The sequence below is a fragment of the Saccharothrix sabaoui genome (assembly GCF_051756985.1).
Classification (GTDB): domain Bacteria; phylum Actinomycetota; class Actinomycetes; order Mycobacteriales; family Pseudonocardiaceae; genus Actinosynnema.
The window spans coordinates 37,797-52,423 of the sequence record NZ_JBPKJK010000017.1 but is presented as its reverse complement, the minus strand read 5'-3'; the positions used below and the strand labels follow the sequence as shown (position 1 = coordinate 52,423).

The window sequence follows — 14,627 nt, the reverse complement described above, 5'->3', positions numbered from 1 at the left end:
AGAACCCCCGTGACCACCCACTCCACCCGCCCTTACGTGGCCGCGATCGACCAGGGGACCACCTCCTCCCGGTGCATCGTCTTCGACCACGGCGGCGCGATCGTGTCCGTCGCGCAGAAGGAGCACCGGCAGGTCTTCCCTCGCCCCGGCTGGGTCGAGCACGACGCCGAGGAGATCTGGGCCAACGTCCTGGACGTCGTGCACGGCGCCCTCCAGAAGGCGTCGCTGAGCCCGCACGACCTGGCCGCCGTCGGCATCACCAACCAGCGGGAGACGACGCTGGTGTGGGACCGGAAGACCGGCAAGCCGGTGCACAACGCGATCGTCTGGCAGGACACCCGCACCGACCAGCTGGTCCGGGAGCTGGGCGACCAGGACCGGTTCCGCGAGAAGTGCGGCCTGCCGCTGGCCACCTACTTCGCCGGGCCGAAGGTGCGCTGGCTGCTCGACCACGTCGACGGCCTGCGCGAGCGCGCCGAACGCGGCGAGGTGCTGTTCGGCACCATGGACACCTGGCTGATCTGGAAGCTCACCGGCCGCCACGTCACCGACGTGACCAACGCGAGCCGCACCATGCTGATGAACCTGGAAACGCTCGACTGGGACGACGAGCTGGTCGAGGCGATCGGCGTGCCGCGCGCGATGCTGCCCGAGATCCGCTCCTCCGCCGAGGTCTACGGCACCGCGACCGGCACCCTGGAGGGCGTGCCCGTGGCGTCCGCGCTGGGCGACCAGCAGGCGGCGCTGTTCGGTCAGACCTGCTACTCGCCCGGCGAGGGCAAGTGCACCTACGGCACCGGCAGCTTCCTGCTGGTCAACACCGGTGACAAGCCCGTCGTCTCGGAGAACGGCCTGCTCACCACGGTCGGCTACAAGATCGGCGACCAGCCCGCGTCGTACGCGCTGGAGGGCGCGATCGCGGTGACCGGCGCGCTGGTGCAGTGGTTCCGCGACAAGATGGGGCTCATCGGCAGCGCGCCGGAGATCGAGACGCTGGCGCGGTCGGTGGACGACAACGGCGGCGCGTACTTCGTGCCCGCGTTCTCCGGCCTGTTCGCGCCGCACTGGCGGTCCGACGCGCGCGGCGTCATCGCCGGCCTGACCGCGTACACCGGCAAGGGGCACATCGCGCGCGCCGTGCTGGAGGCCACCGCGTGGCAGACGCGCGAGGTCGTGGACGCGATGAACGCCGACTCGGGCGTCGAGCTGACCACGCTCAAGGTCGACGGCGGCATGACCGCGAACAACCTGCTCATGGGCTTCCTGTCGGACGTGCTGGACGTGCCGGTGGTGCGGCCGATCGTCGCCGAGACCACGTGCCTGGGCGCGGCCTACGCGGCGGGGCTCGCGGTCGGCTACTGGCCGGACACCGACACCCTGCGCGAGAAGTGGCACAAGGCTGCCGAGTGGCTGCCGACCATGGACCAGCGGACCCGCGACAAGGGCTACCGCAAGTGGAAGAAGGCGGTCGAGCGGACCGTCGGCTGGATTGACGAGGACGACAACGATGAGTGAGCAACGGGCACGTGCCCGCGAGGCCCTGGGGCACGGCGCGTTCGACCTGGTGGTGATCGGCGGCGGCGCGCTGGGCATCGCCACCACGTGGGCGGCGGCACGGGCCGGCCTGCGGGTCGCGCTGGTGGAGGCGGGCGACTTCGCGGGCGCCACGTCGAGCGCGTCGTCCAAGCTGGTCCACGGCGGCCTGCGGTACCTGGCGATGGGACCGAGCGCGGTGCCGATGGTGCGCGAGAACCACGCCGAGCGGCGCGCGCTGGGCGACCACCTCGCGCCGCACCTGGTCCGGCCCCTGCCGTTCCTGGTGCCGGTCTACCGGGGCGGGCCGCACTCGCGCCCGGTGCTCGGCGCGGGCGTGGTGCTGTACTCGGCGCTGTCCGGGTTCGGCGACGGGCTGGGCAGGGTGCTGTCCGCGCGGCGCGCCGTCGAGTACGTGCCGCACCTGCGCACCGAGGGCCTGCGCGGGGCGGCGCTCTACCACGACCACCAGATGAACGACGCGCGCGTGGCGATCACGGCGGCCCGCGCGGCGGCGGCGGAGGGGGGCGTGCTGCTCAACCACGTCGAGGTCGTCGGGGTGCGGAAGAGCGGGTCGCGGGTGACCGGCGTCGAGCTGCGCGACCGGGTGGACGGGTCGTCGTTCGGCGTGGACGCGGCGGTCGTGGTGAACGCGACCGGGCCGTGGCTGGACGTGCTGCGGCGCATGGAGGACCCGTCGGCCGCGCCGAGCGTCCGGCTGTCGAAGGGCGCGCACCTCGTGCTGCGGACCGACTCGCCGTGGCGCGCGGCGATGACGATCCCGGTGGACGACGTGCGCGTGTCGTTCGCGATCCCGTGGGAGGGGCAGCTGCTCCTGGGCACGACGGACGAGGCGTACGAGGGCGACCCGGCCGACGTGCGGTGCACGGACGCCGACGTGGCGCAGATCCTGGGCGAGGCGTCGACCGGCATCTCCGCCGAGGCCCTGGACCGGTCGCGGATCGCCTACTCGTTCGCCGGCCTGCGCGTCCTGCCGGGCGGTTCGGGCGACACGAGCCACGCCAAGCGCGAAACGGTGATCACCGCGGGCCGCGGCGGCATGATCAGCGTGGCGGGCGGCAAGTGGACGACGTTCCGGCGCATCGGGGCGCAGGTGCTGGCCCGCGTGGGCGAGTCCCTGGGCCGCGACCTGTCGGGGGCGTTCTCCGACGGCGTCCCGGCCACCCTGCCCGGCGCGGCCCTGCCCGATCGCGTGACGGCGCAGCTGGGGCGCGAGCTGCCCTCGCTGCCGGACGACGTGCTGGCGCACCTCGCCACCCACTACGGCACGGTGAGCCACGAGGTGCTGGCCCTGGCCGCGGACGACCCGTCGCTGCTCGACCGGGTGCACCCGGACGGGCCGGACATCTGGGCGCAGGTGGCGCACGCCGGGCGCTTCGAGTGGGCCACCGAGGTGGACGACGTGCTGCGGCGCCGGACCACGGTGGTGGTGCGCGGGCTGGACACGCCGGCGGTGCGGGAGCGGACGGGCGAGCTGCTGGCGCTGAGCGCCTGACGCCCGCGGGGAAGGGGCACCCGGACCACTCCGGGTGCCCCTTCCCGCGTCAGCCCCGCGCTCCGGTCCTCTCCCCGGGACCGAAGGCGCGGCGCACGATCAGCGCGACCAGGACGAACAGGCCGATCTGACCGCCGACCAGGCCGACTGCGGCCCACACCGGGAAATCCACCGGGACTCCCCTGAGCGTGAGCGCGGGGCAGACCACGGCACCGATGAGGACCAGCGCGAGCACGGCGGTGGTGAGCAGGCGGGGCGCCTGGGCGGAGGGCACCGCCACTTCCACCCTGAGTCCCGCCTTCTCCACGCGCACCCGCGCCTCACGACTGGGTTCGCCCCAGTCCGCGTCGTTCCCGGACGCGGGGACACCCCTGTCCGGCAGTGCAGTACCCATGATGTGCGCCTTCCTTCCGACCGGACGCGTGAGCGGTCCGCCTCCGTCCCCTCGACGGAGACCGGCCACTCGCCCCTTGCTTGCCCCCCACGGGCATCCGATCGGTGCAGCGTCACCACGAGCACCTGGAGCACCCACCTGGCAGGTGGGCCACTTCACACAGTACACCGCTGCGGAAGCGATTCGCCACACTTCCCACACAGAAAATGTGTAGCAGCGGTGTACCCTGAACAGTGGCCGGTGGCGGTACGCCGGCGGAGAAGAGGTGCGCGATGTCGTCGGTCGAGAAGGGCGCAGCCGACCGGCCCGCGGTCGTGGACCGGGTCAACGTCGCGTTGATCGCGGAGGCCGTGGAGGCGTTGGCGAAGTTGCAGGGGCGCACCGGCCTGAAGAAGGTCGACCTGGTCAACCGGGCGCTGCTGGTCTACGAGTTCGTGGACGAGGAGCTGCGCGCGGGCAACCAGGTGGTGCTCCGGGACGCCGAGGGGCGCGAGCAGCTGGTCAAGATCTTCCTCTGACCACGCGGAAGGCCCCCGGTCGCGGTGACCGGGGGCCTTCGACGTGCGCGTGGATCAGGGCTTGTCGTCGTTCGGCGGCAGGTCGACGTCCGTCACCGGCTTCTTCTTGACCGCCGCACCCGTCTTGCCCGCCGGGGCCTCCGGCTCCGGGGCCGGTTCGGCTTCCGCGGGCAGCAGGTCGGTCAGCGCGGCACCCGTGATGCGGCGGAACGCGCGCCTCGGGCGGTGGCGCTCCAGGACGGCCACCTCCAGCTTGGCGCCGTCCAGCAGGTCCGGCTTGCCGTTGCCCGTGCTGGTGGAGCCCGCGCTCAGCGCCTTCACGGCGACCTGCACGGCCTCGGCCAGCGCCAGGCCCTCGGCGTAGGCCTCCTTCAGGGCGTTGCCGGTGGCCTCGGCCTGGCCGCCCATCACGCTGTACAGCGGCTCCTCGACGATCGAACCGTCGTAGGTGAGGCGGTACAGCGTGTCCTGCTCGGGCGTGTGCCCGACCTCGGCCACGCAGATCTCGACCTCCAGCGGCTTGATCTGCTCGGTGAAGATCGAGCCCAGCGTCTGGGCGTAGACGTTGGCCAGCGACCGGCCGGTGACGTCGCGCGGGTCGTTCTGGTACCCGCGGATGTCGGCGAACCGGATGCCCGCCTGCCGCAGGTTCTCGAACTCGCTGTACCGGCCGACCGCGGCGAACCCGATGCGGTCGTAGATCTCCGACACCTTGTGCAGCGTGCTGGACGGGTTCTCGGCCACGAACAGCACGCCGTCGGCGTAGCGGAGCACCACGACGCTGCGGCCGCGGGCGATGCCCTTGCGGGCGTACTCCGAGCGGTCGCGGAGCACCTGCTCGGGTGAGGCGTACAACGGCATCGTCACTGGTGCGGCTCCCGGGCTCGGCGGATGCGGGTGGGGGTGGGGTCGAAGTCGGTCACGGCTCAGCCCGCCGGGCGGGTCCGCCGACCCTCGACGACGGCCTCGGCCTGCGCCGCGGTCTGCTCGTCGGGCAGGTGCGCGGCGCCGTCCGCGGTGATCGTCACGACGACCGGGTAGATCCTGCGGATGACGTCCGGGCCACCGGTGCCCGAGTCGTCGTCCGCCGCGTCGTACAGCGCCTCGATCGCCGCCCGGACGGCACCCTCGGCGTTCGCGTCCGGGTCGTAGAGCTTCTTGAGCGCCGACTTCGCGAACAGCGAACCGGACCCCACGGCCTGGTAGCCCTGGGACTCCTCGTAGCGACCGCCGGTCACGTCGTAGGAGATGATGCGGCCCGCGCGCTCCGGGTCGGTGGCGTCCACGTCGAAGCCCGCGAACAGGGGCACGACGGCCAGGCCCGCGAGGGCCGCGTCGAGGTTGCCCTTGATCATCGCGGAGAGCCGGTTCGCCTTGCCGTCCAAGGACAGCGAGACGCCCTCGATCTTCTCGTAGTGGCGCAGCTCGACGGCGTAGAGCCGCACGATCTCGACCGCGATGCCCGCCGTGCCCGCGATCCCCACCGCCGAGTAGTCGTCGGTGATGAACACCTTCTTCATGTCGCGCTGGGCGATCACGTTGCCCATGGTGGCGCGCCGGTCGCCCGCGATCACGACGCCGCCGCGGAACGTGAGCGCCACGATCGTGGTGCCGTGCGGGGCCTGGACGGTGCCCTCGGGGAACTTGCCGGACGAGGGCAGCAGGTCGGGCGCCTGGGCGCGGAGGAAATCGGTGAACGACGAAGACCCCGGCCTGAGGTAGGCCGGGGGCAGCGACGCGGCCGGGTAGCGCCCGGTCGAGCTGTGATCCATGTGTGCTTTCTTCTCCTGTCCCGCCGCGGCCTACTCGCCGCCCTTTTGCACGTACGCGCGGACGAAGTCCTCGGCGTTCTCTTCCAGCACGTCGTCGATCTCGTCCAGGATGGCGTCGACGTCCTCGCCGAGCTTCTCCCGGCGCTCCTGGCCGGCGGCCGCCGCGCCGTCACCGCCGTCGTCGCCGTCACCGCCGCCTTGCTTCTGGACCTGTTCCTGGGACATGACGACCCTCCCGCCTTCTCGGTCCTAGGGGTTCAACACTACCCACCAGGCACGACGATGTGTGTCTGCCACTCGGGTCTGTTGATCAGCCCCTGGTGAGCGCCTCGACCAGCTGTTCGGCCGTGTCCGACGCCTCCAGCAGGGCCCCGACGTGCGCTTTCGTGCCGCGCAGCGGTTCCAGGGTGGGGATGCGGACGAGCGATTCGCGACCGAGGTCGAAGATCACCGAATCCCACGAGGCCGCGGCCACCGAGGTGGGGTAGCGCTCCAGGCAGCGACCGCGGAAGTAGGCGCGGGTGTCCTCCGGCGGCGCCAGCACGGCCGCGCGCACCTCCTCCTCGCTGACCAGGCGCTTCATCGAGCCGCGGGCCACGAGCCGGTTGTAGAGGCCCTTGTCGAGGCGCACGTCGGAGTACTGGAGGTCGACCAGGGACAGCCGGGGCGAGCCCCAGGCCAGGCCGTCGCGGGCCCGGTAGCCCTCCAGCAGCCGCAGCTTCGCCACCCAGTCGAGGCGGTCGGCGCACTCCTGCGGGTCGCGGGCCAGCGCGTCGAGCACCTCGCCCCACACGCGCAGCACGTCGCGGTCGCCGTAGCCCTCCTTCTCGACGAACTCGGAGGCGCGCTCGTAGTAGGCGAACTGGATGTCGAGGCCGGTGAACTTGCGCCCGCCGGCCAGCTCGACGCGGGTCTTCAGCGTCGGGTCGTGGCTGATCCGGTGCACGGCGCGGACCGGGTCGAGCAGCCGCAGGTCGTCGAACCGGCGGCCCGCCTCGATCATGTCCAGCACCAGTGAGGTGGTCCCGCACTTGAGGTAGGTCGAGTACTCGGCGAGGTTGGCGTCGCCGATGATGACGTGCAGCCGGCGGTACTTGTCGGCGTCGGCGTGCGGCTCGTCGCGGGTGTTGATGATGCCCCGCTTGAGCGTGGTCTCCAGGCCGACCTCGACCTCGATGTAGTCGGAGCGCTGCGACAGCTGGTAGCCGGCCTCCTCGCCCGCCGGGCCGATGCCGACGCGACCGGAACCGGTGATGACCTGCCGGGACGCGAAGAACGGCGTGAGGCCCGCGATCACGGCCGTGAACGGCGTGCTGCGCTGCATCAGGTAGTTCTCGTGGGTGCCGTAGCTGGCGCCCTTGCCGTCGACGTTGTTCTTGTAGAGCTGGAGGCGGGGCTGGCCGGGGACGGTGGCCGCCTTCATGGCCGCCTCCTCCATGATCCGCTCCCCCGCCTTGTCCCAGATCACGGCGTCGCGCGCGTTGGTGACCTCGGGCGCCGAGTACTCCGGGTGGGCGTGGTCGACGTAGAGGCGCGCGCCGTTGGTCAGGATGACGTTGGCCGCGCCGAGGTCCTCGACGTCGTTGTCGCCGGGGTGGTGGCCGGGCGCGCCGAGGTCGAAGCCGCGCGCGTCGCGCAGCGGCGACTCGACCTCGTAGTCCCAGCGCGCCCGGCGCGCCCGCGGTATGTCGGCGGCGGCCGCGTAGGCCAGCACCACCTGTGTCGAGGTGAGCACCGGGTTCGCCGTCGCGTCACCCGGCACCGAGATGCCGTACTCCACTTCGGTCCCCATGATCCGCCGCATACGTCGCAGCCTACGACCTGACACCACCACCACGCCGGTACCCAGGTCACTTTTCAGCCGGCGGCGAGTCCGGCGGCGGGTCGGATGCGCGCCGCGCCGCGGGCCGGCCCCAGGGCGGCGAGGACCGCCAGGGCGACCACGCCGAGGCCCCCGAGCAGCAGCGGCGCGAGGGCCGCGGTGGGCCACACGAACAGCCCGACGGCGGCCAGCGTCAGCTCGGCGTAGACGAGACCGAACAGACCCCCGCCCAGCACCCCGACCAGCGACAACAGCACCGCTTCGGCCAGCACGCCACCCTGGAGCCCGCCCTTGGTGACGCCGAGGGCGCGGCGCAGCGCCAGCTCCTTGCGGCGCTCCTGCACGGAGATCGTCAGGGCGGTGCCGATACCGGTCACGGCGACCGCGACGGACAGCCCCAGCAGCACCATCAGCAACACGATCCCCAGGTCGAGATAACGTTGGTTCTGCGCGCTCTCGGCCGCCCTCGTGTTCACCAGGACGGTGGGCGACGCGGGCAGCGCGGCCTCCACCGCGGCCTGGTAGGCCGCCGGGTCGGCGCCGTCCCGGAGGACGACCAGGACCTTCGAGGCGGGCGCGAGGCCGGGGTCGGGCAGCACCACGTCCGCGTCGTCCAGCAGCGACCCGGCGTAGGTGCCGGCGACGGTGGCGGTGCGCGCCCCGCCCGGCAGGCCCTCCACGGTGAACGGCTCGCCGACGCGCGCCCCGAAGCGCTCGGCGTACCAGTCGCTCAGCAGCACCCCGCCCGGCCCGAACCCGCCGGCGTCGACGCCGCGCGCGCCCAGCCAGTCCCGCAGGGCCGCCGGGTCGACGCCCGCGACCTGCGTGGGGAACCCGTAGCCCTCGGGGTCGCGCTGCTCGACCTCGACGCCGTGCACCACGACGGTGCGCGCGGCCTGCGGCTGGTTGACCGCCGCGCCGACGTCACCGGCCAGCGGGCGCCAGGCGGAGTCCACGACCACCGCGTCGGGCTTGGGCTCCTGGTCGAACTCCTCCTCCATCCGCTGCGCGGACCCGACCGTGACGGCGAAGAACGTGACCATCGAGGCGGCCAGCAGCAGCGGCATCGCCACGGACGCGGACCGCTGCGGCACCCGCCGCACCTCGGCCGCGGCGAGCTTCCACTGCGCGCCCCCGAAGCGGCTCGCGACCGACCCGAAGACCCGGCCCAGGCCGGGCACGACGACCGGCCCGAGCACCCCGAACAGGCCGAACACGGCGGTGATGCCGGAGAACAGGACGAGGAAGATCGCCGCGATCGAGCCCTGGGCGAGGACGCCGAGCGCGCCCAGCACCGCGGCCAGGACGACGAGGACGACACCGAACACGCGACGGCGGCGGACGACGGCCGCGTCCGGCGTTTGCCCTTCGGAGGTCCGCAGCGCGGCCAGCGGCGAGACCCTGGACGCGGCGAGCGCGGGCCGCACGGCGGCGAACGCGCTCAGCGCGGCGGCGGTGACGACACCGGTGGTCAACTGGACCGCGTTCGGCAGCAGGGCCGGGCTCAGCGCCACCGCGCCCATGATCGAGGACAGGCCGGTGACGTCGAACAGCCTGGCCAGCAGCCACGCCACCGCGCCGCCGAGCACCGCGCCGACCGCGCCCGCGACGGCGCCCGTCAGCAGCGCTTCGAGCAGGTTCGCCCGGACGAGTGGTCCTCGGTGGGCGCCGAGGCAGCGCAGCAGGGCGGTGTGCCGCTGCCGCTGGAGGTAGACGGCGCGGTAGGTCGCCGAGGCGACGAAGACGGACGTGGCCAGGGCCAGGATGCTGAACGGCAGGAGCATCAGCGCGATGTCCTGGCCCGGCTCCTCGGCGGAGACCGAAGCGGCGGTGTCCACCCGGAAGCCCTGCCCCGCGGCGGCGGCCACCGCGGCCGCGTCACCGCCGGTGACGTGCAGCGACAGCACGCTCGGCGTCGGGTCGAGCTTCGCCGCGAGGTCCTCGCCGACCACGATCACCGGCTCCTCGGCGAGCGAGCCGCGCTTGGTGACGCCCCGGACGACGACGTCGAGCGCCCGCCCCTCGGCGTCGGCGACCCGCACCGCCGACCCCGGCGCGAGACCGTGCTCGTGGGCGGTGACCCGGTCGACGGCGATCTCCCCGTCGCGCCCCGGCGTGCGGCCCTCCAGCAGCGGCACGCGCCGCTGGTCCGCCCGGTCGACCTCGACGTCGGCGTCGCTGCGGCGCGCCCCGGCCCGGCCGTCGAGCAGCAGGTCGACGCGCACCTGCCGGACCTGCCGCACCGAGGTCACCCCGGCGACGCCCGCGACCCGGTCGGCGACCGAGCCGTCCAGCACGGCGTCGTCGTGCGGCGCCGGGCGGACCACCAGGTCCACCCCGGGCGGCACGACCGGCGCGCCCTCGGCGGTCGCGCGGACCATGGCGTCGCTGAGCATCAGGGCGGCCAGCAGGCACGCGACGCCGACGACCAGGGCGACACCGGGCAGCACGGCGCGGCCGGGACGGTCGCGGAACTCGGCGACCGCGAGCCGCAGGGATGTGGGCACAACTCCTCCTCGTGACGCGAACGGCACGACGGTAGGAACAGCGGGTGTCGGCGGGCGTCGGCCCGGAGTAGCACCCGCCGGTACGACCTGGGGAGGATCACCGCGTGGAACAGGTGCAGATCGTCGACCCCGACGGCAACCCGGTGGGCTCGGCGTCGCGGGCGCGGGTGCGGGCCGAAGGGCTGTGGCACGCGTGCGCGGCCGTCGTGGTGCGGTCAACCGACGGCGAACGGGTGTACGTGCACCGCCGGACCGACACCAAGGACGTCTACCCCGGCCTGTACGACCCGACGTGCGGCGGCGTGGTCGCGGCGGGCGAGGCGCCCGGCGAGTGCGCGGCGCGCGAGCTGGCCGAGGAGCTGGGTGTGCGGGCCGTCCCGGCGTTCCGGTTCCGGACGACGTTCACCGATGGAACCATCCGGTACGTCGCCCACGTTTACGAGGTGCGCAGCGACGGCCCGTTCACCCACCAGCCCGAGGAGGTCGCGTGGGGCGGGTGGGTGGACCTGGCGGAGGTGCGCGCGAAGGCGGACGACCCGGACTGGCCGGTCGTCCCGGACGGCCGGTTCCTGGTCAAGGAGTGGTTCGCGTGGGTGTCGGGATGATGTTCGCGATGTCCATCCCCGGGTTGGCCGTGCTGCTCGTCGTGCTGGCGGCGGTCGAGCGCGCCGTGCGGTGGGCGCGGCGGCGCAAGGGCCACCCGGTGGCGGTCGCGGCGGGCGTGGACCAGTTCACCACCCTGTTCACCGGCGGCAAGCAGGTCGAGCTGGACCAGCGGCAGACCGAGCTGGTGCTGCGCGACGACGAGGAGGTCGGCGCCCCGCCGCGCGGCCCGATCGACCTGGCGTCCGGCTCCGTGCGGCTCACCCCCAGGCCAGGGACGCCCGAGTAGCCCAGTACCGCTCGGCGGGCTCGGCGAGGCCGGCCAGCTCGTCCGGGTCCAGCTCCACCTCGCCCGCCCGCAGGTTGGCGTGCAGCTGGTCGACGCTCGCCGCACCGGACAGCACCACGTCCACCCACGGCTGGGCGCGCACGGCGGCCAGCGCGACGGCGTCCGGGCCCACGCCGTGCCGGTCGGCCAGCTCCCGCACCCGCGCGGGCGGGTCCACGGCGAGGCGGCCGTTGGCCATGCCCTCCTTGACGAACACCTCCGCACCGGCCGCGCCCGCCGCCGCCAGCGCCTCGCCGGCGGACGTCTCCAGGACGTTCCAGGTGGACTGCACGGCGTCGAACAGCCGCCGCCCCTCGACCTCGATGTCCAGGGCGCGCCGCACGGTCTCGGCCTGCCGGGGACCGGAGGTGGAGAAGCCCAGCCGGACACCGGAGTCGCGCAGCTCCCCCAGCGCCACGAGCAGGTCGACGTCGCCGAACAGCGGGCTGTCGTCGGTCAGCGAGTGCACTTTGTACAGTCCGACGTGCGCGCCGAGCAGGTCCCGCGTCTCCTGCCACTGCCGGGTGAAGCGGGCGCGGGAGTGCTCCTTGACCTCGTGCACGTCGGCGTCGCGCCGCCAGTCCGCGACGTAGGCGTACCCCCACTTGCTGGACACCCGCACGTCCCGGTGGCCGCGGTCGGCCAGCCACCCGGCCAGGAACTCCTCGGCGCGGCCGTACGAGCGGGCCGCGTCGACCCGCCGCACGCCCGCCCCGTAGGCGGCGTCCAGCACCGCGTGGCACTGGGCGCGCATGGCGTCCACGTCGCGGTGCTCCGGGAGCGCGCCGTCCCGGCCGAGGTTGATGTAGGCGGGGCGGCCGAGGGCGGCGAGTCCTAGGGCGAAGTCGGGCACCCGGACACGGTAACCGCCGGTCCCGGGGGACCGCCGTCCACGCGCCCGGCAGCCGGTCGACAACACCCGACAGCGCGTCCGGGCGCCCTGCCGGGGTGTTCCGGCACCTCAGGCGGTCCGGCACCGGTCCCGGACCTCGGGGAGCCGCCGGAAGCCGGCCGACTCGTAGGTGGCGACGGCCCCGACGTTGGCGCTCGGGGTGCAGACGAGCGCGCTCGACGAACCGAGCCGCCGGAGCGCGGCCGCCGCGGCGACGGTGATCGCCCTGCCGTGGCCACGGCCGCGGTGTTCCCGGTGCACGCCCATCGGTTCGAGCAACCCCGGCCTCCCCGGCCCGGCCGACCACACCGTCACCGCCGCCACCGCCTCGCCCCCGTCGTCGTACGCGACCAGGCACCGGGCGTCGGAGTACGGCACCCCGGCCGCCATCGCCCGCCACCGCTCGTCGGTGAACGTCGACCCGTCGAACGACGCCCGCTGCACGGCGGCCCGCACCCGCGCCCGCTCCGGTCCGACCACCTCGACCCGCACCCCCGGCTCCCCCACCGGCTCCGCGAGGTCGCGGCGCAGCGGCGTCCACGGCTCGGCGACACCCCACCCCTCCCGGGACAGCAGGTCGTGCACCAGCGCGCCCACCGGGGCCTCCACGCCCACCCCGCCCGCCGGGAGCACGCCGCGCTCCGGGTCGGCCACGTCCTCGACCACCCGCCGCGCCAACTCCTCGTCCCGCAGCGCGTCCGGCGCGACCGTCAACCGCACCAGCTCGGCACCGTCCAGCAACCCGACGGCGAGCACCCGCCCGTCCCGGCTCCACGTCCGGACCGCCGCGGCCGTCGCCTCCGCGCCGAACCGCCAGAACCAGCCCAGGTCCCCCGGGTGCAACTGCGCGGGCGCCCCGTCGTGCTGCCACTCCCGCAGCACGCCCGCGACCTCGCCCAGCCCGTCGACCCCCGGCGTGCCCAGCACGATCGTCATGCCCCCGATCACACACCACCGCCCCGACGCCCCGCACCCGGTTTCACGCGTCCCGGCGCAGCAGGGCTGTCGCGCCGGCTCCCAGGACCAGGACCAGGTAGACGACCATCGTCAGGGCCGCGGCCGAGGGCGTCAGCGGGGGTTCGGGGACCGTCCCCGCCAGTTGGGGGGCCAGGTTGGGCAGCATGACCGCGTAGACCCGTTCGTTCCACGGTGGGGGCAGCAGGAGGGTCACCACCGGGAGGATGAACAGGAGGGCGCACAGGGTCACCAGGGCGCCCGCTGTCGAGCGGAGCAGGAAGCCCAGGCCCAGGCCCACCAGGGCGAGCAGGACCAGGGAGGCCGTGTCGGCGAGCAGGGTCGGCAGGGCGTCGCCCAGGGAGGCGTGGGCGGAGATCGGCTCGGGGCGGTCGCCGGTGATCAGTTCGCCCGCCGCGTAGGACGCCCCCACCGCCAGGGCTCCCACGACCAGGGCCACCGCGGCCACCACGGCGGTCTTGGCCAGGAGGAACGCCCCTCGCCTCGGGACCGAGACCAGCGCCGCCCGGATCATGCCGGTGCCGTACTCGGAGGTGACGGCCAGCGCGCCCAGCGCGCCCAGGCAGAACTGGGCGAACGGGACGACGATCACGCTCGGGTCGGCGCGGTCGAACCGCTGCTGCCGGTCGGGTGGGGCGGTGTCCCAGTCGGCGGTCATCAGGTAGGAGATCACCGCGCCCGCGAGCAGGGTCAGCGCGATGGCCAGCAGCAGGTAGGTCGTGGAGCGGACCGACCTGATCTTCAGCAGTTCCGAGCTCAGCACGCCGGTCATCGCGCGCCCTCCTTCGTGCGGTATTCCGCGCTGTCCTCGGTCAGTTCGAGGTAGGCGTCCTCCAGCGACGCGCTGCGCGGGGTCAGTTCGTGGACGGGGATCTGCCGCCGGGCGGCGAGGTCGGCGATGCCGGGCGCGTCGAGCCCGTGCACGAGCAGGGCGCCGTCCTCGTCCTCGGTGACCGAGGCGCCCGCCTCGGCGAGGACGCGGAGCAGGGCGTCCGCCCTGGGCGAGCGCACCAGGACGTCCCTCTTGAACTTCTCCTGGAGGTCCTTCATGGACGCCTCCAGGATGAGCCTGCCCCGCCCGACCACCACGACCCGGTCGGCGGTCAGCGCCATCTCGCTCATCAGGTGGCTGGACACCAGCACGGTGCGGCCCTCCCGGGCCAGGTCGCGCATCAGGTGCCTGATCCAGCGGATGCCCTCCGGGTCGAGCCCGTTGACCGGCTCGTCGAACAGGAGCACGCCCGGGTCGCCCAGCAGGGCCGCCGCCACGCCGAGGCGCTGCCGCATGCCCAGCGACAGGGTGCCGACCCGACGCTTCGCGACGCTCGCGAGACCCACCTGTTCGAGGGTCTCGGCGGCCCGGCGGTCCGGGATGCCGTTGCCGCGGGCCAGCACCCGCAGGTGGTCGTACGCCGTTCGGCCGCCGTGGACGGCGCCCGCGTCGAGCAGCGCGCCCACCTCGTGCACGGGTCTGCGCAGCGCGGCGTAGCGCCGGCCGTTGACCAGCGCCTCGCCGCTGGTCGGCCGGTCCAGGCCGAGGATGGCGCGCATGGTGGTCGACTTGCCCGCGCCGTTCGGGCCGAGGAACCCGGCGACGTAGCCGGGCTCCACCTCGAAGCTCAGGTCGTCGACGGCCCTCGTGCTGCCGTACCGCTTGGTCAAGTGCCTGACTTGGATCATGGGGTGAAGCTTGCCGAGGCGGGTGGGGTGGGCGGATCGGACGAGGGTCCGGTCTCTCGGATCGGACCGTGGTCCGATGCCCCGGCC

15 protein-coding genes are annotated in these 14,627 nt (G+C 73.8%); 5 read left to right on the top strand and 10 right to left on the bottom strand.

The window, feature by feature from the left end:
* Positions 1–9 precede the first annotated feature (9 nt).
* Both glpK and ACR807_RS08005 read left to right on the top strand, forming a co-directional pair.
* On the top strand, positions 10–1,515 hold the full coding sequence (glpK, locus tag ACR807_RS08010) for a glycerol kinase GlpK (protein ID WP_438920562.1): 1,506 nt from the start codon (positions 10–12) through the stop codon (positions 1,513–1,515).
* The gene (locus ACR807_RS08005; RefSeq protein ID WP_438920561.1) at positions 1,508–3,049 is read left to right on the top strand and encodes a glycerol-3-phosphate dehydrogenase/oxidase; all 1,542 of its coding nucleotides are present in this window, start codon (positions 1,508–1,510) and stop codon (positions 3,047–3,049) included. The genes glpK and ACR807_RS08005 overlap by 8 nt, the downstream gene beginning before the upstream one ends.
* A gap of 49 nt (positions 3,050–3,098) precedes the next feature.
* Here ACR807_RS08005 and ACR807_RS08000 read toward each other — a convergent pair whose 3' ends face one another.
* The gene (locus ACR807_RS08000) at positions 3,099–3,443 is read right to left on the bottom strand and encodes a hypothetical protein (RefSeq protein ID WP_438920560.1); all 345 of its coding nucleotides are present in this window, start codon (positions 3,441–3,443) and stop codon (positions 3,099–3,101) included.
* 272 nt (positions 3,444–3,715) lie between these two features.
* Between ACR807_RS08000 and ACR807_RS07995 the strand changes: the two genes are divergently transcribed.
* The gene (locus ACR807_RS07995) at positions 3,716–3,961 is read left to right on the top strand and encodes a hypothetical protein (protein ID WP_438920559.1); all 246 of its coding nucleotides are present in this window, start codon (positions 3,716–3,718) and stop codon (positions 3,959–3,961) included.
* A gap of 54 nt (positions 3,962–4,015) precedes the next feature.
* Here the strand turns inward: ACR807_RS07995 and prcA are convergent, their stop codons facing one another.
* The 5 genes from prcA to ACR807_RS07970 all read right to left on the bottom strand — a co-directional run bounded on the left by prcA (position 4,016) and on the right by ACR807_RS07970 (position 10,062).
* Positions 4,016–4,828, bottom strand: coding sequence for a proteasome subunit alpha (gene prcA / locus ACR807_RS07990; RefSeq protein WP_438920558.1), 813 nt, complete (start codon positions 4,826–4,828; stop codon positions 4,016–4,018).
* Positions 4,829–4,887: 59 nt separating this feature from the next.
* The gene (prcB, locus tag ACR807_RS07985; RefSeq protein WP_438920557.1) at positions 4,888–5,733 is read right to left on the bottom strand and encodes a proteasome subunit beta; all 846 of its coding nucleotides are present in this window, start codon (positions 5,731–5,733) and stop codon (positions 4,888–4,890) included.
* A gap of 30 nt (positions 5,734–5,763) precedes the next feature.
* The gene (locus tag ACR807_RS07980; protein WP_310307956.1) at positions 5,764–5,958 is read right to left on the bottom strand and encodes a ubiquitin-like protein Pup; all 195 of its coding nucleotides are present in this window, start codon (positions 5,956–5,958) and stop codon (positions 5,764–5,766) included.
* A gap of 85 nt (positions 5,959–6,043) precedes the next feature.
* A complete protein-coding gene (gene dop / locus ACR807_RS07975) occupies positions 6,044–7,537 on the bottom strand; it encodes a depupylase/deamidase Dop (protein ID WP_438920556.1) in 1,494 nt (497 codons plus the stop codon).
* 53 nt (positions 7,538–7,590) lie between these two features.
* Positions 7,591–10,062, bottom strand: a complete 2,472-nt coding sequence (locus ACR807_RS07970; RefSeq protein WP_438920555.1) for an FtsX-like permease family protein — start codon at positions 10,060–10,062, stop codon at positions 7,591–7,593.
* A gap of 104 nt (positions 10,063–10,166) precedes the next feature.
* Here ACR807_RS07970 and ACR807_RS07965 point away from each other — a divergent pair, with 104 nt between their 5' ends.
* Entirely contained in the window at positions 10,167–10,667 is a 501-nt protein-coding gene (locus ACR807_RS07965) for an NUDIX hydrolase (protein ID WP_438920554.1), read from the top strand.
* Positions 10,652–10,954: a DUF6191 domain-containing protein gene (locus ACR807_RS07960; protein WP_438920553.1), complete on the top strand. Its 303-nt coding sequence runs from the start codon at positions 10,652–10,654 to the stop codon at positions 10,952–10,954. The genes ACR807_RS07965 and ACR807_RS07960 overlap by 16 nt, the downstream gene beginning before the upstream one ends.
* Here the strand turns inward: ACR807_RS07960 and ACR807_RS07955 are convergent.
* The 4 genes from ACR807_RS07955 to ACR807_RS07940 form a co-directional block, all read right to left on the bottom strand.
* Entirely contained in the window at positions 10,926–11,846 is a 921-nt protein-coding gene (locus ACR807_RS07955) for an aldo/keto reductase (protein WP_438920552.1), read from the bottom strand. The two genes, ACR807_RS07960 and ACR807_RS07955, sit on opposite strands and share 29 nt — an antisense overlap.
* Positions 11,847–11,954: 108 nt before the next feature.
* Positions 11,955–12,821, bottom strand: a complete 867-nt coding sequence (locus ACR807_RS07950; protein WP_438920551.1) for a GNAT family N-acetyltransferase — start codon at positions 12,819–12,821, stop codon at positions 11,955–11,957.
* Between the two features lie 43 nt (positions 12,822–12,864).
* On the bottom strand, positions 12,865–13,632 hold the full coding sequence (locus tag ACR807_RS07945; RefSeq protein WP_438920550.1) for an ABC transporter permease: 768 nt from the start codon (positions 13,630–13,632) through the stop codon (positions 12,865–12,867).
* The gene (locus ACR807_RS07940) at positions 13,629–14,540 is read right to left on the bottom strand and encodes an ABC transporter ATP-binding protein (protein WP_438920549.1); all 912 of its coding nucleotides are present in this window, start codon (positions 14,538–14,540) and stop codon (positions 13,629–13,631) included. The genes ACR807_RS07945 and ACR807_RS07940 overlap by 4 nt, the downstream gene beginning before the upstream one ends.
* Between the last annotated feature and the right edge of the window lie 87 nt (positions 14,541–14,627).

Bases quoted from the DNA above. Each gene is read 5' to 3' on its own strand.
- ACR807_RS08005 (WP_438920561.1), top strand. From the start codon at position 1,508: ATGAGTGAGCAACGGGCACGTGCCCGCGAGGCCCTGGGGCACGGCGCG.
- ACR807_RS08000 (WP_438920560.1), bottom strand. From the start codon at position 3,443: ATGGGTACTGCACTGCCGGACAGGGGTGTCCCCGCGTCCGGGAACGAC.
- ACR807_RS07995 (WP_438920559.1), top strand. From the start codon at position 3,716: ATGTCGTCGGTCGAGAAGGGCGCAGCCGACCGGCCCGCGGTCGTGGAC.
- prcB (WP_438920557.1), bottom strand. From the start codon at position 5,733: ATGGATCACAGCTCGACCGGGCGCTACCCGGCCGCGTCGCTGCCCCCG.
- ACR807_RS07980 (WP_310307956.1), bottom strand. From the start codon at position 5,958: ATGTCCCAGGAACAGGTCCAGAAGCAAGGCGGCGGTGACGGCGACGAC.
- dop (WP_438920556.1), bottom strand. From the start codon at position 7,537: ATGCGGCGGATCATGGGGACCGAAGTGGAGTACGGCATCTCGGTGCCG.
- ACR807_RS07950 (WP_438920551.1), bottom strand. From the start codon at position 12,821: ATGACGATCGTGCTGGGCACGCCGGGGGTCGACGGGCTGGGCGAGGTC.
- ACR807_RS07945 (WP_438920550.1), bottom strand. From the start codon at position 13,632: ATGACCGGCGTGCTGAGCTCGGAACTGCTGAAGATCAGGTCGGTCCGC.
- ACR807_RS07940 (WP_438920549.1), bottom strand. From the start codon at position 14,540: ATGATCCAAGTCAGGCACTTGACCAAGCGGTACGGCAGCACGAGGGCC.